This window comes from Affinundibacterium seohonense (assembly GCF_014284305.1).
In the GTDB taxonomy this organism is placed as follows: domain Bacteria; phylum Pseudomonadota; class Gammaproteobacteria; order Burkholderiales; family Burkholderiaceae_D; genus Undibacterium; species Undibacterium seohonense.
The window spans coordinates 51,813-78,579 of the sequence record NZ_JACOFW010000007.1 but is presented as its reverse complement, the minus strand read 5'-3'; the positions used below and the strand labels follow the sequence as shown (position 1 = coordinate 78,579).

The following is a 26,767-nucleotide window of genomic DNA, read 5'->3' as shown; positions in this document are numbered from 1 at the left end:
TTCAACCACCCTGCCCAAGCACCAAACGACCAAGCAATTCAGCATTCACTCCAGCAATCCGCCGAAACTCCAAACTAATACGCCCATCAGCTTCAACACGACGCCAAAATACGATAGCCGCCTTGGCAGCATGCATCCAACTCTCACGCTCTTTTGGCAAAGGCAACGCAAGATTCAATTGGCGCTCGACTAGTTCCACCCCACGTTGCGGTGCATACATCATCGGCAGCATGTCATAAGCTGGCGCCAAACGCATATTGGGTAAGAAGGCGAGATTGCCGTCATGCATATCTGTGTTGCCTATCATGCGACCAAAATGCATCAACAGTTTTATTTGCTGGGCAGTTTCTTCTGAAATGTAATTCGCATGAAAGAGCGCATCTGCACCGTCTGTCCAATTGCCTGTTCCGCCAAATAATGCTGCGTTCAATTCGTGCCAACTACAAACACCAGAGCGTCCAAATTCACCATGCCGATCAAAGCGATCCACTTCATAGAATGTACGTCCAGCAAATTGGTAGATGCGGCTATTCGCTGCGTCTAGTTGCAGCGTATCGGCGATCGTTGTTAAGGCTAAGTGTTCGCAGATCAATAGGTCTGCCCAACGGCGTTCTTGTGGAGTGTCGTCCGATCCTGAAAATTTGACGATCACATGCGTTGGTAAATCGCGCGCGCGATGTGCAGTGAATTTAGGGAACTCGCCAGCCGCAGAAGAATCGGCGATACCAAAATTGAGTGCTTGCAGTGCGTAAGTTGGATACGCAGTCGCGATTTCATCATCGTTTAAGAAATGGGCTGCTTGTTGCTGCCCATTCAAAAATCGACGTAATGCTTGCTCTCCAATGATGTAGTTACCTGCTTGATCTGAGCCAAGCACACTTAGCACATGCAGCACATCATCTTCACTCCATCTTGTGAGCGTCTCATCGACCTGCATTAGGGCGGCAAACTGATGGGCAAAATTACGCCCCAGATAACCTTGAGGACGCATATCGCCGAAGGGGTAAGGTAAGCCACGAAACCAACCATCGCGCATTTCATCATCCAAAGGCCAAGGAAATTCTTCGGCGAACGTCATAGCACAACCCGTCGGATAAATAGGCTCAAGTAATCCACACTCATGCACTTGGCCTTGCTCATCAACGCGATAAAACGGTAATGGTTTAGGGCTGCCACGAATCGCGCGGCGTGCTGCATACGCAGTCCTACGCGCACGCCCGCGCGACACCACTTGGCCATCGAGTTCAGTCATCGCACGCATCAAAGACGGACGACTTACACCAAGACGCCCAAGCAATTCACCCGCCTGCTGTCTTTGCCAGGTACGCAATAATTCGAGGACTCTTGTGGAGATGGTCATGTAACGATTATTTATCCGTTAATAAATTGCATTATCATACATGAGAATATCCGATTAAAAACCATATATGTAACGATTTATGTAACGATTTAAATATAAAATAGACGGGATTATGTGGATAACTTGACTGGTATCACCGTCACAAAAATGGAACACTGTGGAAACAGTAAAATTGCGCGATCTATTCTTGACTCATTGACCGTCTCGATCGCGCAATACCGGCTTCCGCAATTTCTCTTTTTATGCTCAATGCAAACAACACTGTTTGAATTTCTTCCCACTACCACAAGGACATGGATCATTCCGCCCCACCTTTTCCATTTCCCTTACGACCTGTGCTGGTCGTACTTGACTGGATAAAGTGGCCGGTGGCAAATGGTCAAAAGGAGTTCGTTGCTGCAGCCACCATCCGTGCAATTTACGAACTGCGGGTTCGATCTCAGCAACGGTTTGCTGATGCTCTTCTATCGTCAAGGTGTCGAGTATCGCAAAGTGATCTTCTAGGCCATGTAGGCGAATCGGATCTAGGTAAGTGTTAATCTCATCCGGCAAATCTGGCCAAGGCTTGAGCGCCAAAGCACGCATAAAACCAAAGCACCAATCCTCGACAATCAAAATATCCTCATTCCCTTCCCTTATTTGAAAAGCGGCCTGATACATTTCAGGATTGTTCATCAAAACGTCTGCGATAGAATTCATGTGACGAAAAACCAAGCCCATAAATACCTGTACTTGCTGCTCAGTTCTCCACTCGGGCGTATTGACTTCACCGCCCCACAAAGCAGGATACCAAACGCTAGGTAGTATTAATTCTGGACCAGAGACAATCGCAGTCAGAAAACCATCGAGCTCCGCCAGACTCAATATCGATTCATCGTTACCATGGTCTAGCAGCATCTCATCAAGGAGCAGCATTTCGTGTTCATTCAAAGGCTTATTTTGCATACAGTTGCCCAACAAATTCTGATTTTTTTCTCGACGACGGCGCCCTACTTTTGCGCATGCCTATCTGTTATCCCTAGCTTCAAACACCGACATCTACGCTCGAGCCTTATAAGCAAAAACAAAGCTGCGACGCCACCGACTAGTTAAGTTTGAAGCGACTTAAGACAAACCGCTAATCACGCCATTATCATCAATATCAATGTGCAACGCAGCAGGCACCGCAGGCAAACCTGGTAAACGCATAATCGCACCCGTAATCGGCACTAAGAATCCCGCCCCTGCTGCAATTTCAAATTCTCTCACCGTCAGTTCGAAGCCAGATGGTCGTCCGATCAAAGCCTCATTATCCGAGAAAGATTTTTGCGTCTTCGCGATACAAATTGGCAGATGGCCTAAGCCAAGACCTTCGATATGTTTGATGTCAGCCAAGGCTTTGGCTTGAAATACGACCGAGCCTGCGCCATAGATTTTCTTGGCGACGGTTTCCACCTTGGTTTTGATATCGCTATTCCAATCGTAGATGGGCGTATAGCGACCATGGAAGTTTTCTACCGTGTCGACCACTGCGCGCGCCAAGTCGGTTGTACCTTCTCCGCCTTTTGCCCAGCCTTCGGATAGTGCGACTTTCGCGCCACGTGCTTCGCAGGCTTGTTTTAAGAAGGCGAGTTCTTCGTCGCTATCGCTACTGAAACGATTGATTGACACCACTGCTGGCAAGCCGAATTGGGCGATGTTTTCTAGGTGTTTCTCAAGATTTGCAAAACCGGATTTCAAAGAATCGACATTGGGAGTCGTCAAGGTTTTGAGATCTTGTCCGCCGTGGTATTTAAGTGCACGTACCGTCGCAACTATCACCACTGCAGATGGACTCAAACCTGAATAGCCGCATTTAATGTCCAAGAATTTTTCCGCGCCTAAATCTGCACCGAAGCCTGCCTCGGTAACCACGTAATCGGACAAGGACAAACCAAGTTTGGTCGCCAACACCGAGTTAGTACCTTGGGCGATATTCGCAAACGGGCCGCCGTGGATAATGGCTGGATTGCCTTCCAAGGTCTGCACCAGATTCGGCTTAATCGCATCTTTCAGCAAAGCCGCCATCGCACCTTGCGCTTTGAGATCACGGCAATAGATCGGTTTATTGTCGTAAGTATCGCCAACATAAATATTGCCTAGCTTGGTTTTCAAATCTTGGAAGGATTCGGCTAAACAGAGAATCGCCATGATCTCGGATGCCGCGGTGATATTAAAGCCAGCTTCACGTGGATTACCACCAGGACGACCGCCGAGGCCTGTGATGATGCTGCGCAGCGAGCGATCATTCATATCCATCACGCGCTTCCATTTCACGGTGCGTGGATCGATGCCTAGGCTTTCTTTTTGGAAGTAGATATTATTGTCGATCAAAGCTGCCAATAAATTATTCGCTTTTTCAATAGCGGAAAAGTCGCCAGTGAAATGCAAATTAATATCTTCCATAGGCACCACTTGCGAATAGCCGCCGCCTGCTGCACCGCCTTTAATGCCAAAGACTGGACCTAGCGATGGTTCACGCAATACGACCGTCGTTTTTTTACCGATGCGATTTAATCCCTCGGTCAATCCTATCGACGTGGTGGTTTTACCTTCGCCCGGTGGCGTTGGTGTAATGGCTGTGACCAGAATCAGTTTGTTGTTTTTGATTTTTTCCGGGTCGATCAGATGCAACGGCAACTTGGCTTTGTATTTGCCATAGTGTTCGAGATCATCAACGTCGACGCCTAATACTTTAGCAATCTCATTGATGTGTTTGAGTTTTGCGCTTTGTGCTATTTCTAAATCGCTTTTGACGATGTTTGACATACTGTAGATTCCTTGTGGGTTAGTTCTCTTTTACCTTGGGGCTAGTTCACTTCTAGCTCGCTTCTATTTTGCTAGCATTTGCTGACTCGTCAACATCACTGGAATGTTACCGTAATCATTAAACGCCTTGAAAAAATCCTGCATGACAAAGGGTTTATTCTCTAGTTCTAACTGTTTGGCACGTTGCGTCATCAAGCGTTCGATCAAATATTTTCCGACGATATAGCTTGTGCCATAGCCAGGCTGACGCAAGTATAAATGCTGTTCAAATTTAATCAAATGGGGTTCGCGCCGCATCCAATTACGTGGTGTCCAATCAAGATGTATACGACTGGCCTCTTCCATGGTTTTGAGATTGGCATGCGCGTATAGAGATCCCAGACCACGAGCGGCACGTTGCGCCAATAATATCCATACCAGTTCACGTGAACGCGGACTATCGTCGTGTAAGCCCATGTGCATAAACATCTCTTCTACGCCGGTCGCCACACCTTCGTTACGGTTATCCCAGATGTTGTATAACAAGGGGCCGCGTCGAATTGAGCTAGCGTGAGGCTCATCTCGCATTTGCGCCAAATCGAACCAATGGTACCAATGGCAATACAAAGCAACCGGATCGTAATGCAGTGTGATACTGAAGAAATTGCGTTTATCCTCTGGCACAAAGGATTGCAGATGTTCGCGCACCGCTGGCTCCATGTTCGGCTTTATCGGCATCACTTGCTTGTCGCTCAAAAAGCGCATGAGCTTGCTGGCGGCACGATCTGCCATCGCTTTGTATTCAGCATCTGTGCTTGCAGCGCGCATCGGCGGTAAATCTTTATTGCGCTGTTCTTCCAGTTTCAGATTCGCCCAAGCGCGGTCCAATTCACGCTGTAGCAAATCCACTTCTTGTTGCCAGGTCAGTGGCACCAGATGCACGTTTTGTTGATACCAAGTGTAGTTTTCTTTGCCTATACCGGAGGGACCAGTTTTCTTGGGTGCTTGATTGGTTAGCCATTTAATAAAATCGGCGTTAGCTGTTTGCGCCGCTGTCAGCGCTTGCTTGAGTGCTGGGCTGGCGTAGCTGGATAAATCTTTTTCGATGCTTTTTAATTCCTCAGCCTGCAGCTCAAATGTATTGATGCCCGCAATCCATAGATCGCGAGCATTACCTGTGAGATTGCCTTTAGCCTGCTTTAATAAAGGAGGAATGACTGCCAACTCTTTGGCGAATTTGAGCTGATCTTCTACAGACAAAGGAAAGCGATATTTCCAGACTTCGACGGTAGCATGATTGGTTGGGCCTTCGCGTGCTGGCGTATCACTCGCTTCGGTATAGATGCTTTGATAAAAAGCTGGATCACGTACCCACGGTTGCAAAATACGTTGATTAAAATCGTAGCCCTTCATTTCGGCTTGAACGATTTGAAAATCCACTTGTTGTTCAACACGCCACGCCCTCGTATCAAAAGTCTTGAGTTGCGCCTGCAATTGTCGAAAGGTTTCTAAATCTTTGATTCGACGCTGTGCTGTGTAATCGGGGGCGCCGTCTTTCCATGTTGGTCGTTCGAAGCGACGCCATTGCTCAAATAATTTACCCAAATCGGCATATTGACTTTGCACATTGTTGGTTTGAGATTTTACGTTCTTTGTTTGTATGCTCTTAGAATTTGTGGATTCAGCGAATACTGCTGTGCTTGACATACCCAGTGACGCTAACAAAACACTGAATATGACCTTGGATGCCATTGTGGTTTTAAAAATCATCTGCGAGCCTCTTATTGTGATCAGCACACTTGCTTTGGGATCGGTTAAAAACCGCCAATTCAACCCTAGTATTGTCTTTACCTATTCGTCCTTCAATCTCACTACGTCGAGTTTGTATCGCGACTAGCATTGAATGACTTAGCGTCGATTTTATCTGAATCGAGGACTTACCGAGGTATTCACACGCTGTATTTAACTGAATGTTCCAAATTATCAACAACGATGTCTTTAAGCACGAACATGTCAGCTCTATCGCGAAAAAAACTGAGGCAAAACAAAATTAATCAAATATAGTCGCTTAACAAAAATCCCGACTAACTGCCACAAAATCACCCAGCAAGTGACCCATGTCCACCAAACGTTTGGCGACCAGATGATGTACTTTGCCATCGGTTTGCCAAATGCCATAGACACCTAGTAATTTAGCATTCAACACTTCATGGCGAAATTGATCGACCAAAGTTGGCCAGACGATGACATTTACCGGGCCGGTTTCATCTTCTATCGTGATAAACAACACACCTTTGGCCGTGCCTGGTCTTTGTCTGACGGTGACTAAGCCACAACCGCGTGCAAATTGTTTGTTCTGAAACGTATGCAATACATCCGATGGGAGAAAGCGTTGCTTTAAGAGTCGCGGTCTGAGTAGAGCAATCGGGTGTCGCTGCAAAGTGAGACCTGTGCTGTGATAGTCTCGCAAAATTTCTTGTGCTTCGCTCGGTGTACTCAGTTGTGCTGGCGACTCCGCTAGCGTTGTTGGGCGCAGTAAATCTTTGTCAGGAACGGCTGCTACGGCTTGCCATAGTGCTTGATGACGATTGCCAGTGAGTGCGGCTAAGGCATTGCCATCGGCTAAGGCTTCGAGGTCGGTGCGAGTCAATAGTGCACGACGTGCCAAATCTTGAATGTCGCTAAAGATTGCTTGCTGCCTAGCCTGGCTAATACGCTCTGCCGCTGCTTGCGACATGCCGCGTAATAAAGACATGCCTAAACGCACTGCGGGCTGTTGCCCTGTGTTGCTGTGCAAAGGCAGATCTTCTAATTTGGCATCCCAATCGCTATGCATGACATCGACTGGTCGCACGACAATTTGGTGTCGTTTAGCATCCTGTACCAATTGTGATGGCGAATAAAATCCCATAGGCTGAGAATTAAGCAGCGCACATAAAAACACCGCGGGTTGGTGGCACTTAATCCAACAACTCGCATACGTTAATAAAGCAAAGCTGGCAGCATGACTTTCGGGGAAACCGTATTCGCCAAACCCTAGCATTTGATTAAATACTGCTTGCGCAAATTCTTCTTCGTATCCATTCTTGATCATGGCATTAACGATGCGGCTTTGATAATGACCGAGCCCGCCCTTGCGTTTCCACGCTGCCATGGCGCGCCGTAACTCATCGGCTTCGCCCGGGGTAAAGTCGGCGGCGACCATCGCGATTTGCATCACTTGTTCTTGAAAAATCGGTACGCCTAAAGTGCGCGATAAGACTTTTTCAATCGCAGGTTTAGGATAAACCACAGGTTCCAATCCCTGCCGGCGTTTGAGATAAGGATGCACCATGCCGCCTTGTATCGGCCCCGGGCGTACGATCGCGACCTGCACCACCAAATCGTAAAAACAACGCGGGCGTAAGCGCGGTAACATACCCATCTGGGCACGCGATTCGATCTGAAAAACACCAACAGTATCGGCCTTGCAAATCATGTCGTAGGTGACAGCATCCTCAACGGGAATATCTTGCATACGCTGTGGACAACCGGGAATTTTCTGCATCAATTTAAAAGCTCTTTGCAAGGCTGAGAGCATGCCTAATGCCAGTACGTCGACTTTGAGTAAACCCAATGCTTCCAGATCATCTTTATCCCATTGAATAATACTGCGGCCTTCCATGCTGGCTTTTTCGATAGGTACCAAGCGCGTTAATTTGTCGCGTGCAATCACGAAGCCACCGCTGTGCTGGGATAAGTGTCGTGGAAATCTCAAGAGTTGATTGACTAAACCCGCCCACTGTTGCGCGACCATCGATTGCGGATCTAAACCGCTTTCACTGAATCGTTCGAGTAAAGCTTCTTTACTATCAAACCAATGCTGTGACTTCGCCAATTTATCGATTAGATGGGCATCGATACCGAGCGCCTTACCGACTTCGCGCAAAGCGCCACGTGGTCGATACGTGTGCACGGCAGCCGCCAGTGCGGTGCGATGTCGGCCATATTTTGTATACAAATATTGGATGACTTCTTCTCGTCTTTGATGTTCAAAATCGACATCAATATCGGGCGGCTCACCGCGCTCTTTCGATAAAAAACGTTCAAATAATAAGATGCCTTTTTCTGGACTGACTTCGGTGATATGCAGGCAATAACAAACCACGGAATTGGCAGCAGAGCCGCGCCCTTGGCACAAAATATCTTGTGAACGGGCGAAACGGACGATGTCATACACAGTTAAAAAATAAGGCTCATAAGCGAGATCGTTAATGAGATGAAGTTCATATTCAATTTTATTTTTAACATCTGAACTAATACCTTGAGGGTAGCGTAGCTGCGCACCTGCATAAACTTCTTGTCTGAGAAATGAAGCGGGTGTTTGCCCCTGTGGCACCAGTTCATCTGGATATTCATAGCGTAATTCGCTCAATGAAAAACGGCATAAATTAGCGATGCGCAAAGTTTCTTGTATCGCTGGTGCTGGGTAAATATTACCTAGGCGCAGACGTGAGCGCAGATGCTGTTCCGCATTCGGCGCGAGATCGTAACCGCAATCAGCAATCGCTTTGCCAAGGCGTATTGCGGTCAAAGTATCTTGCAACGGCTTACGTGAACGCACATGCATGCAGACATTGCCGATAGCCACCACGGGCAAGTTAAATTCGTTAGCGATGTCTTGCAGATGTTGTTGCTGCCAGTCGTCCATAGGCTGGGTTAAAAGATGCAAACCCAGCCAGGCACGCTGGGGAAAAAGACTTGCCATCCAAGCTGCTTGTGCTCTGACTATGTCTGGTGCGAGCGGGTAGTCAGGAACCAAAATAAGTAAGCAGTCAGGCAGACCGGTGATGTGTTGCAGATCGCTGGGAGGATGACTGAAATCTTCGGGCGTGATGAGGTAACTGCCTTTCACTGTATTCGTCCGCATTCTGGCTAGGCTGATTAATTCACAGAGGTTGCCGTAGCCATGCCGGTTTTGCGCGATGGCGATGATGCGCATCTTGTCTAATTGTGGATAGCGCAAGCTGGTTTCTAGTTGAAATACGCTGCCGATAATCAAAGCAAATTGATGCTTTTGCGCTTCTTCATGTGCGCGCACTACGCCAGCGAGCGAACACTCATCGGTGATAGCGAGTGCTTGATAATTGAGTTTCACTGCACGTGCAATCAGCTCTTCTGCATGGGAGGCACCATGTAAGAAGCTGAAGTTGGTTTGACAGTAAAGTTCGGCGTAGTGAGGGAGCATTTTGGCTTAATGCTAGGCTTGTTAGCCCAGCCCACGATTTGTGACCATCCCAGTCGACGATGATGGCAATTGTTGTAGGTTGGTGCTGAACAAAGTGAAGCCCAACAACAATAATGATGCATGGTGACCACTTACAAATTCATAAAAAATTTTTCTCATCCAAACACCCCATGTAAAAACCAAGCCTCGTCTTCTTGCATTAGCCTTTCTTGTCCTATGCGTTCGCGATAAATCCAATAGCGATAGTATTTGCTGCATTCGGCAATGAAGTAGTCGCGAGTGACGAGCTGGCCATTCCACCATCCTGCTTCTATGCGTTCTGCTGGCGATAAGAGTTTCAGGCGCGAGCCGTAATACGGGCTGTGCTGCCTGACGCTGAGTGCTAAGGGTGCTTTCAATAACCAGCTCGGGCGCGGATTATTGAACGCCAATGCGTGCAGTTTTTTTGGTGATTTTTCCAGCACGGAAATCCAGCGATTGGCAACTTCAGGCCGATGATCGGCATGCGGTGCGGCTTGCAGCACTTGCTCTGCACCTAAGCGGGCGATGAGGAGTTCTAGCAAACGACTTTCACTTTCGCTTTGGCTACCTTGATCGGGAAATAAAGAAGTGCTGAAGGCTTGCCGTGCTTCCATTTCGTTCACTTCCAAACGTACCGCAATTGCCGCGCTGCTCAATTGCCATTGGGCGAGTTTTTCTTTGAGTAAACGCGTGATGTGTTCTTCTTGCCAGCAGGCTTTCGCAAATGGAATCTGTAATAGACTCGGTGCAACCGCCTGGCGACCGCGCTCATGTTCGAGTATGAGCGTGATTTGTTTAATCGCTTTTTGTTGTTGATTGAGCCAGCCACATAATTGCAATACCAACCCGCGTGTGAAATGAAAAATGGTGTCGGTTTTGTCGATACGATCTGGCAATTCACAACGCGCATGAAAACTGTCGGGCACGGTAATCCATTGATGTAAGGCGACTTGCTCTCCATACGCGATATCTAATGCATTAAGTAGTGCTTTACCACAACGCCGTTGTAAACCAGCGCGTGGCAAATGGCGTAATGCGCTTAAGTCGGTACAAGCGATTCCTTGCAGCCAATCAAGATAGCGATGTGTGGCTGGAAGCAAATAACAAGGTAGAACATCTAAATGTTGCGCTAAGCGTTTATTGCTTAAACATAGTTGTAACTGACGCGGTCGTCGCTGTTTGCTTACTATTTTTGTGGCTGGTTTTTGTACGATCTTTTGCGCTAATAAGCTGGCAGCACTGGCGTTGCGAGCGATTCCAATTGTCGCGCTGACACCCAAATGGTGTAAGTCTTGCCGGATGCGGCGATACAGTTGTCGTATGCCACCAAATAGTCGCAAGCTGGCAGCGACCTCGATCAGAATAATGTCTGCATGATCTTCACAAAAACGCACTTGCGGCGAATACTGTAAGAGACTGACAGCTACTTGCTGACGTAATGTTCGCTCTAATTCCGGATCACGTTGTTTGACCTCGGCTTGTTCGCACAATAAGGCAATGCTGTTTTGCCGCATGCCGGGCAAAAGACCACAGACTCTGAGACTGTCGCTTAAAGCATAGATACGTTGCTGTTCACAAACCACCAGATGATGATCTGCCTGCTGATGCAGATAATCACTTTGGCCTTCACTTAAACCATCGCTTAAACCATTATTGAAGCAATTATGTAAGCCATCACTCCACCAATGCGGATGAAATACCTCCAGCGCGAGCTGCGGCAGGTAAATGGCTATCCACAAAGGAGGAATCAAGATTGGCATGATGTTGGCTATGAAGCTGGTTATGAAGCTGATAATGACTAGCGGGTAATGAAAATTGCGGCACTAAATCTTTCAATGGCAAAACGATGGGTTTTGCCTGCTGCGCCCCTCGTCGTTTAAATACCTCGATTTGCAAACCGGTGTTGTCGAGCGCCAGTTTTAGCCGTAGCGGCGCTGGCGAAGGACTAAGCTGGCTTTCCCACGGGCGTATCAAGCAAAACAAACTACGCCCCGTTTGTGCCGCTAAATGCAGGCGGCGTAAAGCATCACTTTTAAAATTTTGGCGCGCAGGCTGCCACAGTAATAAGGCGCTACAAGCTTGATTCTTAACGATTTGCTCCGCCGCCCATAACGCATCTTGCGGTTTGCTACACGGTAGCCATAGCACACGCGATAAATCCAGCCGTAAAGCAGAAAGCGCCAGAATCTGCGGTTGATATGGCGTGTTCAAAAGAATAATCTGGCCTTCCCGCAGTTGCGCCAGTGCTGGGCTAAGCAATTGCAATTCGGCACTGCCAGCTTGTTGCACTAGTAATTCTGTCAAATTGGCTAAGGGCCAGCCTGCTCCTGGTAACTCATCTGCCAGAGACGGATGACCACAATCCAGATATTCGCCAAAGCTACGCCCCAACTGCGATGCGCGCCATAAAGACGGATGCAGATTCTCTAAATTCGTAGCGGCGTGTGGCGATATAAGGGAAAGCATAACAAGAAAAAATACTGAATGTATATACAGTATATTCCTTGTTTAAGGATTTTTCAAAGCTTTGTTTAGACTATTTTTTATTGACTTTTGAGCTACCTAATCAATAAGTTAAGCTGCGGATAATTCAACACTGGCAACGCAAAACTTTTTGCAACTTAGCCACTAAGTCAGGCATCTCTTCCACAGGTACTTGGGCATAACCTAGCATCAAGCCCGACCAAGCTTGCCGTCGCTGCCCTACCGCATGTGAACTCAAGGCTGGCACCACAATGCCCTGCGCTAATGCAGCTTGACTAATCGCTTGGTCGTTTAAGCTGGCATCATGAAAACATAAAGACAGATGCATCCCCGCAGTATCACCACGCACACTGGCAATGTCGCCCAACTGCGTCTGCAACAAATCCACCAAGACATCGCGTCTGTGTTTGTACAAACGACGCATACGTCGTAAATGCTGTAAAAAATGACCATCACGCATAAACTTTGCCAGACAAATCTGATCCGCAGAGCGCCCGCGCAAAGATGCTTTTGCGACTAAGGCACGCATCGTTATTACCAAGTTTTTCGGCAGAATAAGATAAGCGATACGTAACGCTGGAAACAGTGTTTTACTAAACGTCCCCAAGTAAATGACTGGCGCATCCGGAACGAGTCCCTGCATGGCTGGAAGCGGCGGTCCATCGTGGCGAAATTCACTATCGTAATCATCTTCTATCAATAAACTGCCATGCAAGCGCGCTTGTTGAATCAACTCCAAACGCCGGCTTAAACTCAGTACCTGTCCTGTAGGATATTGATGTGAAGGTGTGACATACACAAATTTAGGTGGATGCAATAGCCAATCGTTGGCTTTGGGTGCAATACCATCCTGATCGACCGTAATACCGATCAACTTGAGCTGGGCGGACCGAAAAGCAATTTGCGCACCGACGTAGCCGGGATTTTCTATCCACACTTTATCGCCGACATCCGCCAAAGCATGTGCACATAAACTCAAACTACTTTGCGTACCATCCGTAATAATCACCTGCTCCTCGTCACAGTCCACGCCGCGCGAAGCGCGCAGGTGATCGGCAATGGCGGTGCGCAACACGAGTTCACCTGATGCATCGGCATAGCCGAGCTGCGCTACCGATAGCTGTCGCCAAGTTGCATCTAAATTTTTTCGCCATAATGCGATAGGAAAATCTGCCAACGCAGGCACACCGGGCGCAAATCCCGAGGTCAAATCCGAAGCGACAGGTAAGGACATGAGATTTTGTGCACGGCGCGCCAGACTCATGCTGGGTTCAGTGTCTGACGTCAAGGTCTGCAGCTGCCTAGCGATCACCGCCATACTATTGACCACGCTACCGCGCCTGTCAGTGCTCAAATAACCTTCACTTACTAATTGTTCGTAGGCGTACACCACCGTGTTACGCGCAATTCCTAACTCTTGCGCTAGCACACGGCTAGAGAGTAAACGAGTTCCAGCGGCTAGTGCACCATCTTGAATTGCATTTTTTAAGGCCGCATGCAAAGTCTTTTGTGCTGACCAAGCCTTCTTTTGATTTTTAGAATAACGCGCTAGCAATAAAGAGTAATCCATTTTTGTAGTCCTAAAAAATATAACATCATTGGATCTTGAGCTAGAACCAGTAGATGATTATAGTTCACTTAGTTTTCACCAAACATACTTTTAAGGACACGCTACGATGACAAGCAATACAAACGCCGCAGCCCCAAGCGAACGCACTCAAGTACGTCGAATTGCCGAGAATGCCAACTACGATCAGGCTACGCTTTACGCGATTATTGATGACGCCTATCTTTGCCACGTTGCGTTTGCCGATGACAAAGGCAGTCATTGCATTCCCACTGCGTGCTGGCGCGAAGCTGATTTTCTATATATTCATGCAGCGAATCCGAGTCGCTTAGCAAAGATTCTGATGCGTGAAACACAAGCCTGCGTCACCATTACCCACTTGGATGGCTTGGTACTGGCACGCGCTGCATTTAATCATTCTATGAATTATCGTTCGGCCATGATTTATGGCATCTTCGAACGCGTCGATGGCGAACACAAAGCTGCTGCGATGACTGCCTTCATGGACAAAATCGCTCCCGGACGTGAACAAGAAGCTCGCCCCGGCAATCACGCCGAATTGGCAGGAACGACCGTGATGCGCATTGCTTTGACGGAGGCTGCTTGCAAACAACGCAGCGGTGGCCCAAACGACGATGAAGAGGATATGGCACAAGCGGTTTGGGCCGGTGTCTTACCATTTTGCCGCCAAACATTGCCGCCCATTCCTCACGAGCTCAACACGCAGGCAGCACCCGCCTATGTCAAAAACTGGCATACAGCGAACTAAAACACAAACACCTACGGGGAACATCACGCCGACTTGTTTCCCTTTTCCCTGCCTTTGCGCCTTTTCTGACGCCTGTACCCGACCACTTGCTTCTTTTTTTCCCTCTATAATCATTTTCGGTTTTTTAAAGCAAGCTTCACGAGATCATTTTTTACGCCTCTAGCACTCAATAGCTAGTACTAAAAAATTAAAAAATAAGATTCAACATTGTGATTTTTTAGCTCAGATGATCGCCACTGACACCAGCAATTGATCTGCAAGTTGATGCTCAACATACTCTGCTTTGATATTTTTTAAAAATCACACTGACGACTATTTTTTGAGGAAAATCTATGCACATCGCATGGGAACAATTTACCCCGTTGACTGCCATTGGTGGCGGCTTATTGATCGGTTTGGCATCAGTATTATTGATGGCAGGAATCGGGCGCATTGCTGGCGTGACTGGCATTCTTGCTGGCGTATTTACTGGCCTATTTCAAGCTAACAAATCAGAATGGCCATGGCGTTTAGCTTTCATTCTTGGGCTCGCGATTAGTCCCATTTTATACACGGTTTTTGGTGAATTACCGACGATTGAAATTCAAACAGAGTGGCCTGCACTTTTATTTGCTGGCTTGATCGTTGGTTTCGGTACTCGCCTTGGCTCTGGCTGCACCAGCGGGCACGGTGTTTGTGGCATTTCACGTCTATCACCACGTTCTATCATTGCCACCTTAGCCTTTATGGGCGCGGGTTTCGCGACGGTCGCCCTAGTTCGTCATGTACTTTAATTGAGATTTATTTTTATGTTGATTAGCATTTTTATCGCTGCCATTAGCGGAATTATTTTTGGTTTAGGTTTAATTATTGCAGGCATGACTGACCCTAGCAAAGTGTTGGCTTTTCTCGATCTATTTGGCGCTTGGGATCCTTCGTTAGCTTTAGTGATGGCGGGAGCAATTGGCATCGCTATTGTGCCATTTACCGTCCTCAGAAAAAAAACAAAAGCGTGGACTGGTGAGCTACTCCGGTTTCCCAAAAAAACCGAGATTGATGGGCGCTTAATTGGCGGTAGTTTGTTGTTCGGTATTGGTTGGGGAATCGCTGGTATTTGTCCTGGCCCAAGTATTGTTTTGCTCGGCGCTGGTATCGCCAAAGGTGCGGCATTTGTGCTAATGATGTGTCTAGGAATGTGGCTGGCGGATCGCTTTAAACTGGCAACTGCAGGTCGCAATCAACACCAAATCACTGACGACAACGATGACTAATTTTTTTCTAACAGCTTAGCTGCATCGAATAAACAAACACATCAAAATAATGTATCGCAAATAAAAATGCCTCGTTTGATTTTCACCCAAGAAAACAAAAACGAGGCTTTTTTGTATGCAAAGATGTAACTTTTGCGTAAATATCCATAGACTTTCTCGTAATTTGTAAATTCCCTGTCGGCATAAGCCTATGTTAACATCGTGCTTTTCGACATCGCTTCTTCATCAAGAGAAACATCGCAATGGATAATGCAGCAACTTCATCTTCTTCAATCTCAATTAGCACTCTGAGCGCACTTGAGAAACACTTCGCGCCATTCAGAGAGCAAATCATCGGCATCGATCAGCAATTTGAATCGCCCTACGGTACTAAAAATATTATTTATACCGATTGGACAGCCAGCGGGCGCCTATATCGCCCTATCGAAGAAAAGTTGATGAACGTGTTTGGTCCATTTGTCGCCAACACCCACACTGAAACGACCATTTCTGGCACTGCCATGACCTTGGCCTATCACGAAGCCAAACACATTATCAAAAAACATGTGAATGCGGATGACAACGATGTGTTGATTAATGATGGCACCGGCATGACAGGTGTCGTGAATAAGTTTCAACGTATCTTGGGACTCAAAGTACCAGAGTCACTGAAAGAGTATTTTTCACTGCCTAAAGACAAACGCCCTGTCGTTTTTATCTCGCATATGGAACACCATTCCAACCAAACATCATGGTTGGAAACCATCGCTGATGTGGAAGTCATTCCAGCTGATGAGAATGGCTTGTTTTGCGTCGACAACTTGAAAACCTTACTGCTCAAATATCAAGACCGTCCGATGAAAATCGCTTCGATTACGTCGTGCTCTAACGTGACGGGTATTAAAACACCCTACTACGAAGTCGCTAAATTGATGCATCAAAACAATGGCTTATGCTTTGTTGATTTTGCTTGCTCTGGACCTTATGTCGAAATCAATATGCATCCAGCTGATCCTGAATGCTATCTGGATGCAATCTTTTTCTCACCCCATAAATTCTTAGGTGGCCCTGGTACTTCGGGCGTTTTGGTATTTAATAAAAAACTCTATCGAAACATGGTGCCAGATTGCCCAGGTGGCGGCACGGTGACATGGACGAATCCTTGGGGTGAACACCAATACATCGACAATATTGAAAGCCGTGAAGATGGTGGTACGCCCGGTTTCTTACAGGTCATCAAAACAGCGTTGGCGATCCAGCTCAAAGAGCAAATGGGTATCGCTAATATCTTGGCACGTGAAAAGGAAATCACTGATTATGTATTTGCCGAACTTGGTCAAATTCCTAATTTAGCCATACTCGCACCACAGCATCAAAATCGTCTGGGTGTCATCTCTTTCTTCATTCAAGATTTGCATTTCAATCTTGGCGTGAAGTTACTCAATGATCGTTTCGGCATCCAAACCCGTGGTGGCTGCAGCTGTGCTGGTACTTACGGACATTACTTGCTCAATGTAGATCAAGAAACTTCACATAAGCTGACCGACCAAATCAGCTCTGGTGATCTAACCAGCAAACCGGGTTGGATACGTATGTCGATTCATCCGACGACGACGAATGCTGAAATTACTTATGTTTGTACTAGCATCAAAGAGTTAGCTGCGCATCATCAAGAATGGGCAACAGCCTATCGCTATGATTGCGCGACCAACGAATTTCTGCACAAGGAAGCCAAATCAGTCGAAGCAAGCATGGTGGCTAGCTGGTTCGCCGCGTAATTCGCAAACAAATCAATCGCTTACCCAAGGCTCAGAAGGGTAAGCGATTAGCAAACCTGCAAGGCTCATTCAGCAAACTCATAAAGAAATTGCTGATTTCACGTATACTATTACCTCTTCTGTCGCGCAGACTTCTAAGCACTTCGTTGTTCTTATCACTTCCCAGCATTCAGAATTCGCCCGCATTCCAGCACTAAGCTGTGCGGCTTCTATCTCATTTTCAAGGAATCCCATGTCACAAGTTCAATCCTGGTCTACCATCGCAGACAGCACTATTTCGGAAATCGGCGTGCGCCAGCAACATCGTCCATCAGAAAATTTCAAGTTCTACAGCAATACTTATGAAGCGAACCAAAGCATTACGATCAAGGCATCCCATAGTTTTCGCTTGTATGTATTAACTGGTAGTTGCGCACTGACGGTGAACGGCCAGGCAGTGGATTTGGATGCCGAACAATTCATACAATTAAAAGACGGCGCTTATACATGCAACACAGGTAGCGAAGGCGTGAGTATCGTCAAAGTGTTTAGTACAACATCGAACAAATAAAAAGAAATCGCATGTCTGAACTAACTCCATCTGATGAAGATACCTTGATTCAAGAAGCCCGCGTTTGGCAAGCCAAAGGCTGGACCGCGCGCGTAATCAAAAATGACGACGATGATGGCTGGGCGGTCGCGATGTACAAAGATGGCGAAGCAGAAGCAGCCCTGATCGGTCCATGGACTATGGGGCGTGACAAAAAAAATCCTAAGCCACTAGATCACAACGCATTCAATACCCTAGTCAAAACAGCGAGTGAATTCGTACGTCGCCATGAGCAACAATTGCATGCCAGTTTGAATAAAAGTTTGATGCTAAATGGTGATGATGCTGACTATAAAATTAGTTTGCAAATCATTCCGGATGAAGACGACCCACACGCTTATCTCAGTGCATTTGACGCCAACGGCGAACAACTTGCCCGAATCAAAGTGAGACCTGATTTCAAATTGAATCAAACCTCAGCTTTGAAGTGGTTACAACAAGACTTTGCCCGAATCGACTAAATCACCGAAAAAAAAACGCGCAATCAACATACATTGATTGCGCGTTTTTTATGTGCCTAGTTGTACGCTTATTGATGAGCTTAACTACGCGATTGACCGGTAAGATCTATTTACGACAATTGAAAGAATCTCAGTTTAAAACGCGTATTGCAAACCAACTGAGATCGTATTCACCGTGTTCTTATCATCGCCAATTTTTATACGACGAGATTCGATTTCACCACGCAGAGCGATTTCTTTACTCACGGCATACGTTACACCCAAGCCCAAAACAGGTTGTGTCGACGTGGTGTCATTTGACAACTTAAACACAGTTGGCACATTCGCTGTTGTATCCGCTTTAACGCGAGCGATACCTGCTTTTGCAAAACCGCCGAAGCCATTTTCGAAGTCATGCTTCAAAACACCAGCCAATTCAAAGCCTGTTCCTTTGGCTTCTGCACTAGCATTCACAGTGCCGATCTTGGCGTTCGCTTGCATCTTACCCAAAGAGAAGTAACTCGCTTCTAAGGCAAAGTTTTTATCGATGTTATAGCCACCGATTAATTTATAAGCATTAGTGGACTTATCACAGGTAACGCCCGCTTCTTTGCAATCGACGTTCCATTTTGACTGACCAACAGTTCCGCCAACATAGACTTGCGCCGACGCTGATGCGCCAACTGCTAAACCCGCAACCATAATCAGGGATACCAACAAATTTTTCTTCAACATATAGACCTCTAAATTAAGAAAAGAAATGAACCTCAGTTCAATGTATGCACCGCTATTAATCGTGGTGCACAACATGGAAGCGAGTCTAATCAGAGTCTTTGAAAATCCTCAGTAGGTTTTACGAGGTTGTTCTCGACACACCAACTGGTACTGAGACACTATACTTTTTTATTAATCAAGACATGCAGAACTTACCCTCTTGAAAAATGATCATGGCGAACACAGGTGTGATGTTTTTCAATGCGTGATTCCGATTTTTTCACTTGGCATCGTGTAATATTTCTCTTATTTGCAGCGATGCTATTAATGTGAGGTTTACCATGCATGAAGCCAGTAAGGCACTCTCCCGACGCCTACACGACAGTCGATTCGCCACGCGCTATTTCGTCGGTAACGGTATCGACATCGGCTGTGGACCAGATCCAGTTAGCCAATATGCAGAACAATTTCCCTTGATGAAACAGGTGAAAAACTGGGACATGCCAGACGGTGATGCACAGTATCTGGCAAGCATTGCGGACCAAAGTCTTAATTTCGTCCATTCCAGCCATTGTCTGGAACACATGGTCGATCCTAAGATAGCATTCCACCACTGGTTGCGCGTACTTCAAGCTGGTGGTCATATGATTATCACCATTCCAGATGAAGATTTGTATGAACAAGGTCAATTTCCATCCAGTTTCAATAGTGACCATAAATGGACATTCACCATCCATAAGCAAAAAAGCTGGTCAGCGAAATCCATCAACCTATTAGAATTTCTAGCGGCATTTTCAGATGTGGCGCAAGTCGTCAAGCTAGAGTTATTGGATGCGACTTATCGATATCAGCTGGGGCGCTTTGATCAAACCCTGACACCAGTAGCGGAAGCTGGAATCGAAATTATCCTTCGTAAATTACCTGAACAAGAAATTCAGCAGTCTGGGCGATATCAGAAAACTCCTCAAGGTATTTAATCCACTATGAAAATACATGGTGAGTGGGAAATCAGCGTCATCCGGCAAATACTGATACGAAGTACAGCGGGCGTCTTCAACGAAGATGGAACGCTCGCTGTATTTAAAGAAACACAAGAAAAAGCCCCAATCCAAGCACCATGGGTAGGTCTGACGAATGCAGAGAATTGGGAAATGTCTAGTGCGAGCAGTTTGCAACTTCTCCCGAATATGCGTGAGTGGGCCTTTGCCCATAATTGTCAGGCATTGGCGATTGTGGTGTCGAGCGAGCTAAAGAAAAAAATTCATCAAGCACAAACAGGTCAATACAGCGAAGAACGAGTCGGCTATTTCTCCAGTCTGGATCAAGCTTGCGTTTGGCTCAGTCACAAAGGCTTTGCGATCAGCGCAGATGAGTATCCGCATACCGAGTTTATCGCCAGAACTAAGCTACTCTGATGCGGAAAAATACCCCAGCATAAGCTGCAAATAAGCAGGCGCGGCGGGATCATTTTCTGCTGGAGCCCATGATGCGCGCTCGAGCTCAGTAATCGCGACATAAGGACCTGCTTTCGCTTCGAAAAATACCGACCCCGGTGCTAATGCAACCATGCTATGAAAGCATCCTAGGGGAATATGTATCCCCATTTTGTCGCTAGATGCGGCCAATATGCAAGTATGCAGCACTACCCCAGTCGCATCAAAAATTAAAACACCAATCTTTCCACTAATGACGAATAAGGTTTCATCCTTTTCTACAGACAGATGGCAATGTGGCTGGACATACGTACCAGGTTCTAACGCATTCAACAGGCGATGACAGTGCGCTTCGTTGCTTGTATGAAAATTCAAATTTTTACGCAAGCGTGGATTCACTCTCGCCTGCGCTGACAGGTCTTGCAGCATTTGCTGATCGATCACTTGTGGTTGGCTCATGATACTGATTTCGTCCTCTATAACTGGGTGTATTTTTGTGCATTACCACGAGCGGCATCGACTGGATATTTTTGCGCATTAAGTTGAATTTTTTCTTGTGCCGCGGCGATCAGGTCAACATCCAAACTATCTGCCAACATGATCAGATAATTCAAAACATCAGCCATTTCATATCGAATCGCCGCCAGCGCCGTGGGATTGAGCTCACTCATTTCCCCGGTTTTCAACCATTGAAATGGTTCCAACAGCTCCGCAGCCTCGACTGATAATGCCGTCGCCAAATTCTTAGGTGTATGAAATTGTTGCCAATCCCGCTCCATAGCAAAGCGCCGTAATTGTTCTCGGATATCTTGTAAGTTTTGTTGGTTTTCTCGCATGCCACGGTCACCCTGAATGTTAATTCAAACTGCCATTTTACTGGCAAAACCCTTTTTATCCGGCGCGAAATAGGATTCTTAAATTCGAATATCGCAGAGCAGCAATAATATCTAAGAAAACTCGCCATTTACGCATTCTCAGCTTACAATTCAAAAATTGCTGCAATGCCGTATAAATTCTATCGTTGAGGCAATTCGAAATCAGCACAGCCAACAATCAACCCCGAAGGAGGTAACATGATTTTCGTCTCACATCAGCTCACTAACAAACCATTACCAGACCTGGAAAAGCAGTTAATCGCTTACCAACATCTGACCCAATCGCTCAGTGAAGAATTCGATCGCGCTTCTGAGCTTCAAGCGCAGACTTTGCAAACCAGCTGGGAAAATTGGAATCAGTATTGTGCAGATTTAACGCAACTCAAAGATCCACAAGAATTCTTTACACGCACCTCAAGCCAAGCGCGCGCCTATGCCGCACAAGCACAGCAATATGTACACGCCGTATTTGCCTTGCAACAGCAAATCCAAGAAAAAATTGTTGCCTTAGGTCAGACAATTTCACCTATGATAGTAGAAAGCATTATCGAAGTTGGCACAACGGAGACCAGCGATCAAATTACCCCGTCGCCAGTCGAGCCGCAAATCCTCATCAAAGATATCAACACTGTCGACATACCAGCAGCACCGAAGCCAATTAGGGCAAAACGAAAAACTAGCACGGCAAAAGCAGACATCAGTACGGTAGAGACAGTGGAGATCACTGAAGTCAGCAGCCAAGCGCCAACACCAAAGGTCCGCAAAGTGAAACCTACCGAAAAAATCGCCAGCGCAGAAGCTGCAAAAGTTGCCGAAGTCAAAGACACTGCTCCGCCAGCAGTAACGGCATCTCCTGTAAAAAAATCAGCCGTCGTCGGCTTACCTGCGAAACCTGCACCTAAATCTGGTTTTGCTGGCGCGGCCGGTCAGCCTGAATTTAAAGCGAAAAGCAGTAAAGCAACAGGCGCTAAGAAACGCGTTCGTCAATAAATAGATCCGTCTCAGTAAACAAAACCCGACATATCTTTCGATATGCCGGGTTTTTTATTGATCAAGTCGAGAATTTACGACCAACGTAAATCATTGCGCGACAATGGCAGCTGCCTAACCCGCTTGCCTGTTGCTGCAAAAATTGCATTGCACACCGCTGGTGCCAATGGCGGGAACGCTGGTTCACCGAGACCCGTCACAGGGAAATTACTCTTCAAGAAATGTACATCAATCTTGGTTGGGGAATCTGGCATACGTAACAAACCATACTCGCCAAAATTACCCTGCACGATACGACCTCGCTGAATATCCAGCTCTGGAAACATCAAGGTACTGATCCCATCGATCACTGAACCTTGCACCTGATTTTCCGCACCGCTCATGTTCACAATTTGCGATCCGATATCAGTAACCACGACGACACGATCGACTTTCAATTGCCCATCTTTGGAAACCGTGACTTCTGCAACTTCTGCAATATAGCCACGATGACTAAAGTGAAAAGCGATGCCCTGCCCCTGACCACGAGGCAATTTACGCTTACCCCAGCCTGATTTTTCAGCCACCATCTTCAGTACATTGCGCATCCGTGTGACGTTATAGGGCTGCCCGCGTTCGCCAGTGCCTTGCATGATGTCTTTGTCGCCAAGAATCTCCAAACGGAATTCAAGCGGATCGCGACCTGCTGCATGCGCTAACTCATCAATAAAGCTATGGAAAACCCAGGCAAAAACATTGCTACCCGGCGCACGCCATGGTCCCATTGGTACACCTGTTTCCATCGGTGTTTGTTCTAATAAACAATTTTCTACCCAACGTCCTGGGAACTCATCACCAGATAAACTAGCACCACTACCTGGTTGCAACACACTCTTGCCATCGCGCGTCACACGATTCGCAAAAGTCACAAAGTGATTATGCCAAGCACTAAGCTTACCTTTTGCATCAACACCACCACGCAAGAAATGGAAACCACCCGCGCGATAATGGTCATGACGCATATCATCTTCACGCGACCAAGTCAGCTTCACTGGCGCTTTGACTTTCATCGCGATTGCAGCGGCTTCAATCACATAATCAGCGCTCAAACGACGACCAAAACCACCACCGCTACGGGTCATATGCAAAGTGATTTTTTCTTTTGGGATTTTTAAAATATTGGTGACAATCGTCTGACCCGCTGCCGGATTCTGAGTCGGCACCCACATTTCCAAACTACCGTCCTCCGGCTTATACCAAGCGGTACAGTTTTGTGGTTCGATACTGGCATGAGAAATAAACGGATAGCTATAGCTTGCCTCAACTGTTTTCGTAGCACTGGCCAAAGCCGCGTTCACATCGCCATCTTTGCGCAAATTAATCGCGCCAGCTTGTTTAGATGCGGCCACCGCTTTTGCAGCAAAGTCATCCCAACTTTCATTGACGACCTTGCCTTCGTCCCACACGACTTTCAATTGCTTACGCGCGCTAAAGCTCGCCCAAGTCGACTCCGCAATAATCGCCACGCCTGGCATTAATCCGTTCAAGTTATCTGTACCCTCAATAATGAACGCGTCACGCACGCCAGGCAATGCCTTGATGGCTTCCAAATTGGCGCTAACCACTTTGCCACCAAAAGCCGGACACTTTTCATACACCGCGTACAACATGCCGGGTAATTTCACATCGATGCCGAACAAAGGTTTGCCTGTCACGATAGCGGCATTATCAACGCCACCAATACGGCTACCAATTAAGGTGTACTTAGCAGGGTCTTTCAATTTGACGGTCTTTACATCTGGCACTGGCAAGCTCGCTGCTTTACTGACCAAACTGGCGTAGCTTGCCTGACGCTTACTCGCTTTGTGAAAGACTTTGCTCTTCTCTGCATGACATTCTTCAGCAGCGACTTTCCAAATTTGCGCTGCCGCCTCTATCAGCATGGTGCGGGCTAATGCGCCAAGTTTTAAGAATTCATCGTAATTGAGTGGTGTCGATAAAGAACCACCCGCAAACTGCCCACCATAAGCAGGATTCAAATCGCCCTGTACAATCTTGACGTCTTTCCAGTTCACTTCTAGTTCTTCGGCGATGACCATCGGCAAGGATGTTTTAATGCCTTGTCCGATTTCGGGTTGCTTAGAAATTAAGGTAACGCTGCCATCCGCATCAATTTTGATCAATGCACTTGGCGTGAAAGAAGCGCCATCAGTTGGTTTCGTCACCGATTGTTCGGCATTCGCACCTGCACTCCAAAAACTGCCTAGCACCAAGGCACCGGTCCCCGTACCAGTCTGCTGTAAAAAATCACGACGGGAAGAATTTGCTAATTCCAAATCTGATGTTTTCATTTTTTACCTTTCTGAGTACGGGCGATTTCAGCGGCACGATGAATGCCTGCACGGATACGCATGTAGGTCGCACAGCGACATAAGTTACCCCCCATCGCGGCATCAATATCGGCATCACTAGGATTCGGATTATCTTTCAACAGCGCAGCGGCACTCATAATCTGCCCAGATTGACAGTAGCCACATTGCGGCACATCGAGTTCTTGCCAAGCTTGTTGCAGTGGATGTACCGCTTTTGGATCAAGACCTTCTATGGTCGTCACTTTCTGACGTCCTACACTAGACACTGGTGTCATACATGAACGCGTCGGGACGCCATTGATCTGCACCATACAAGCGCCACATTGCCCCACACCACATCCATATTTCGTACCACTTAATTCCAGAGAATCACGCAATGCCCATAGTAAGGGCGTGTCTGGAACCACATCGACAGACTTTGTAGCACCATTGATGCTTAAGGTATATTTACTCATACATACTCCTCGTTTTCGATATCGAAAATATCAGGTGATTTTAATTCAATCGTTGGCTTTTTATTGGCCACATGCTTGTGCAACTTCCTTTTCGAAATCGAGTTTTTGTTGTTGAAGAGTTTGCCTACTTTGCACATCTCCACCTGCACGCAAATTGGCATTCACAATTTCCAATTGATTTTTCAAGCTAGGACAAGACAAACGCTTTTTAACTGCCGGTGGTCCAACATCTTCTATCGATTGATCTCGGCCTGATTTTTTTGCGTCAATTTGACCCACATTGGATTTCTCAGTATTTTGTGCCGCCTGTTGCGCTGTGACTAATGCTTGCAAAGTTGCAGCATCTGGCAATGCACCTATTCGCTTACTTACCTCTTTTTGTTCCATGCAATTTTTTTCGATATTGGCACGAATCTCATTCGAGTTGCCCCGCACGGCATAGATTTCGGTAATTAATTGACTCTGTTCTATGCTGTTCGATTTCGCTAGGAGATCATTTTTTTGCGCCCCGCCCTCGCGCATCCAAATGATTTTCTTTGCCTCTTCACCCTTGGCTTTGCATGCTGGATCTATCTGGCTGACACGTTCTGATTGATCACGAGCTGCACTTTTCTGCGTGCCCACTACCACTGAAGTTTGTCCATTGGCACAGGGTTTATCCTGATAACTACTCCCGCAGCGATACATGGTTTGCGCCGCAGCTTCCGTCGTCGACAATGTCAGACACAGACTGTTGAAAATCATTAACAATTTGAGATACTTAGGCATAACGAGGATTTCTATCTGGGTCAGTAGTCAATAAGCTAGGGCGTATTGACTGCATCTAAACTCTCACAAAAAAAGCCCAAATAACACACTGGTCATTGGGCTTTTGACTGTAAAAAAGCGTAATTAAGGCTTTACAAACTTCAAAGTCATGCGATCACTTTCGCCAATCGCTAGGTATTTCTCTTTATCTTTTTCTTTGTTGCCCAAGACTGGTGGCAAAGCCCAAACGCCGCCCTCGTGATTTGCTGTGTCTTTCGGATTGGCATTGACTTCAGACTTCGCAGCCAATTTAAAACCGACACTTTCGGCCAACTTAATCACAAAAGCCTCATGTACATAGCCACTGCTGGCTTTCGCATCTTGCGTTGTACTTACTGGCAAACGGTGCTCGACCACGCCAAATACACCGCCAGGTTTCAACGCATCATAAGCACTTTGAAACACTTCTTTTGCCGCCGTATCGCTCGCGCCTATCCAATTGTGGACATTACGAAAAGTCAGTACGACATCAACGCTGTTTTTGGGTGCATAGTCTGTCTTCTTACCTGGCATTAAATCGCCGAATGCAACCTTATCATAGACAGCTGGCGTACCTTCCAGCTTGGTCTTTAACTTGGCACCAGCGCCAGCCAAAATCAATTTGCCATCTTTACGCAAATACGGTGCCAAAATTTCTGTGTACCAACCGCCGCCTGGTGCTAATTCCACCACGGTCGATTTCGCGCCCACATTGAAAAAGTTTAAAGTTTCATAAGGATGACGCGCTGCATCACGAACCACATTCGCTGGCGTACGCTGTTCACCAGCAATTGCCGCTTTGAGTGCATCATTTGCATAAACCAACTGCGTGCTGGCGGCAGTGACTACCAATGCCATCAAGATTTTTTTCATGGAATCTCCAATTATTTTTGCTTAAGAATTAAGCCAAACACTAATAAATGTCATTGCAAA

24 protein-coding genes are annotated in these 26,767 nt (G+C 46.7%); 9 read left to right on the top strand and 15 right to left on the bottom strand.

Annotated elements, in window-relative coordinates; all coding sequences use genetic code 11:
• Position 1 precedes the first annotated feature (1 nt).
• From yjjJ to pdxR, 8 genes are all read right to left on the bottom strand, one after another.
• The gene (gene yjjJ / locus H8K52_RS08490) at positions 2-1,360 is read right to left on the bottom strand and encodes a type II toxin-antitoxin system HipA family toxin YjjJ (protein WP_186922467.1); all 1,359 of its coding nucleotides are present in this window, start codon (positions 1,358-1,360) and stop codon (positions 2-4) included.
• A gap of 246 nt (positions 1,361-1,606) precedes the next feature.
• Positions 1,607-2,305 carry a UPF0149 family protein gene (locus H8K52_RS08485; protein WP_186922466.1) on the bottom strand — a complete coding sequence of 233 codons (699 nt, stop codon included), beginning with the start codon at positions 2,303-2,305 and terminating at the stop codon, positions 1,607-1,609.
• A 159-nt stretch (positions 2,306-2,464) separates the two neighbouring features.
• Positions 2,465-4,147 (bottom strand): formate--tetrahydrofolate ligase, encoded by a 1,683-nt coding sequence (locus H8K52_RS08480; protein WP_186922465.1) that lies wholly within the window; start codon positions 4,145-4,147, stop codon positions 2,465-2,467.
• Between the two features lie 63 nt (positions 4,148-4,210).
• A complete protein-coding gene (locus tag H8K52_RS08475; protein ID WP_186922464.1) occupies positions 4,211-5,896 on the bottom strand; it encodes a DUF885 domain-containing protein in 1,686 nt (561 codons plus the stop codon).
• Between the two features lie 298 nt (positions 5,897-6,194).
• Complete coding sequence (locus H8K52_RS08470) at positions 6,195-9,353, bottom strand: error-prone DNA polymerase (RefSeq protein WP_186922463.1); 3,159 nt, start codon at positions 9,351-9,353, stop codon at positions 6,195-6,197.
• Between the two features lie 155 nt (positions 9,354-9,508).
• Positions 9,509-11,134, bottom strand: coding sequence for a Y-family DNA polymerase (locus H8K52_RS08465; RefSeq protein WP_186922462.1), 1,626 nt, complete (start codon positions 11,132-11,134; stop codon positions 9,509-9,511).
• Positions 11,049-11,840: a translesion DNA synthesis-associated protein ImuA gene (gene imuA, locus H8K52_RS08460; RefSeq protein ID WP_186922461.1), complete on the bottom strand. Its 792-nt coding sequence runs from the start codon at positions 11,838-11,840 to the stop codon at positions 11,049-11,051. The genes H8K52_RS08465 and imuA overlap by 86 nt, the downstream gene beginning before the upstream one ends.
• A gap of 124 nt (positions 11,841-11,964) precedes the next feature.
• Entirely contained in the window at positions 11,965-13,428 is a 1,464-nt protein-coding gene (pdxR, locus tag H8K52_RS08455; RefSeq protein WP_186922460.1) for a MocR-like pyridoxine biosynthesis transcription factor PdxR, read from the bottom strand.
• Positions 13,429-13,534: 106 nt separating this feature from the next.
• On the opposite strand from pdxR, the gene H8K52_RS08450 reads away from it, so the two are divergent.
• The 6 genes from H8K52_RS08450 (at position 13,535) to H8K52_RS08425 (ending at position 18,251) form a co-directional block, all read left to right on the top strand.
• Positions 13,535-14,194, top strand: a complete 660-nt coding sequence (locus H8K52_RS08450; RefSeq protein WP_186922459.1) for a pyridoxamine 5'-phosphate oxidase family protein — start codon at positions 13,535-13,537, stop codon at positions 14,192-14,194.
• Between the two features lie 332 nt (positions 14,195-14,526).
• Entirely contained in the window at positions 14,527-14,967 is a 441-nt protein-coding gene (locus H8K52_RS08445) for a YeeE/YedE family protein (RefSeq protein WP_186922458.1), read from the top strand.
• Positions 14,968-14,982: 15 nt separating this feature from the next.
• Entirely contained in the window at positions 14,983-15,444 is a 462-nt protein-coding gene (locus H8K52_RS08440) for a DUF6691 family protein (protein ID WP_186922457.1), read from the top strand.
• Positions 15,445-15,686: 242 nt separating this feature from the next.
• Positions 15,687-17,201: an aminotransferase class V-fold PLP-dependent enzyme gene (locus H8K52_RS08435; protein WP_186922456.1), complete on the top strand. Its 1,515-nt coding sequence runs from the start codon at positions 15,687-15,689 to the stop codon at positions 17,199-17,201.
• A 232-nt stretch (positions 17,202-17,433) separates the two neighbouring features.
• On the top strand, positions 17,434-17,751 hold the full coding sequence (locus H8K52_RS08430) for a hypothetical protein (protein WP_186922455.1): 318 nt from the start codon (positions 17,434-17,436) through the stop codon (positions 17,749-17,751).
• 11 nt (positions 17,752-17,762) lie between these two features.
• Positions 17,763-18,251, top strand: coding sequence for a hypothetical protein (locus H8K52_RS08425; protein WP_186922454.1), 489 nt, complete (start codon positions 17,763-17,765; stop codon positions 18,249-18,251).
• A gap of 135 nt (positions 18,252-18,386) precedes the next feature.
• Here H8K52_RS08425 and H8K52_RS08420 read toward each other — a convergent pair whose 3' ends face one another.
• The gene (locus H8K52_RS08420) at positions 18,387-18,965 is read right to left on the bottom strand and encodes an outer membrane beta-barrel protein (protein WP_186922453.1); all 579 of its coding nucleotides are present in this window, start codon (positions 18,963-18,965) and stop codon (positions 18,387-18,389) included.
• A gap of 320 nt (positions 18,966-19,285) precedes the next feature.
• Between H8K52_RS08420 and H8K52_RS08415 the strand changes: the two genes are divergently transcribed.
• Together H8K52_RS08415 and H8K52_RS08410 are read left to right on the top strand one after the other, a co-directional pair.
• Positions 19,286-19,921 carry a methyltransferase domain-containing protein gene (locus H8K52_RS08415; protein WP_186922452.1) on the top strand — a complete coding sequence of 212 codons (636 nt, stop codon included), beginning with the start codon at positions 19,286-19,288 and terminating at the stop codon, positions 19,919-19,921.
• Positions 19,922-19,927: 6 nt separating this feature from the next.
• On the top strand, positions 19,928-20,359 hold the full coding sequence (locus H8K52_RS08410; RefSeq protein WP_186922451.1) for a hypothetical protein: 432 nt from the start codon (positions 19,928-19,930) through the stop codon (positions 20,357-20,359).
• Here the strand turns inward: H8K52_RS08410 and H8K52_RS08405 are convergent.
• Together H8K52_RS08405 and H8K52_RS08400 are read right to left on the bottom strand one after the other, a co-directional pair.
• Positions 20,351-20,836 carry a WbuC family cupin fold metalloprotein gene (locus H8K52_RS08405; protein ID WP_186922450.1) on the bottom strand — a complete coding sequence of 162 codons (486 nt, stop codon included), beginning with the start codon at positions 20,834-20,836 and terminating at the stop codon, positions 20,351-20,353. The genes H8K52_RS08410 and H8K52_RS08405 overlap by 9 nt on opposite strands.
• Before the next feature lie 17 nt (positions 20,837-20,853).
• On the bottom strand, positions 20,854-21,213 hold the full coding sequence (locus tag H8K52_RS08400) for a nucleotide pyrophosphohydrolase (protein ID WP_186922449.1): 360 nt from the start codon (positions 21,211-21,213) through the stop codon (positions 20,854-20,856).
• 237 nt (positions 21,214-21,450) lie between these two features.
• Between H8K52_RS08400 and H8K52_RS08395 the strand changes: the two genes are divergently transcribed.
• Positions 21,451-22,242 carry a phasin family protein gene (locus H8K52_RS08395; protein WP_186922448.1) on the top strand — a complete coding sequence of 264 codons (792 nt, stop codon included), beginning with the start codon at positions 21,451-21,453 and terminating at the stop codon, positions 22,240-22,242.
• Positions 22,243-22,316: 74 nt separating this feature from the next.
• Here H8K52_RS08395 and H8K52_RS08390 read toward each other — a convergent pair whose 3' ends face one another.
• From H8K52_RS08390 to H8K52_RS08375, 4 genes are all read right to left on the bottom strand, one after another.
• The gene (locus H8K52_RS08390; protein ID WP_186922447.1) at positions 22,317-24,572 is read right to left on the bottom strand and encodes a molybdopterin cofactor-binding domain-containing protein; all 2,256 of its coding nucleotides are present in this window, start codon (positions 24,570-24,572) and stop codon (positions 22,317-22,319) included.
• Complete coding sequence (locus H8K52_RS08385) at positions 24,569-25,048, bottom strand: (2Fe-2S)-binding protein (RefSeq protein WP_186922446.1); 480 nt, start codon at positions 25,046-25,048, stop codon at positions 24,569-24,571. The genes H8K52_RS08390 and H8K52_RS08385 overlap by 4 nt, the downstream gene beginning before the upstream one ends.
• A gap of 60 nt (positions 25,049-25,108) precedes the next feature.
• A complete protein-coding gene (locus H8K52_RS08380) occupies positions 25,109-25,816 on the bottom strand; it encodes a DUF4124 domain-containing protein (RefSeq protein ID WP_186922445.1) in 708 nt (235 codons plus the stop codon).
• A gap of 123 nt (positions 25,817-25,939) precedes the next feature.
• Entirely contained in the window at positions 25,940-26,707 is a 768-nt protein-coding gene (locus H8K52_RS08375; RefSeq protein WP_186922444.1) for a class I SAM-dependent methyltransferase, read from the bottom strand.
• Positions 26,708-26,767: the final 60 nt, after the last annotated feature.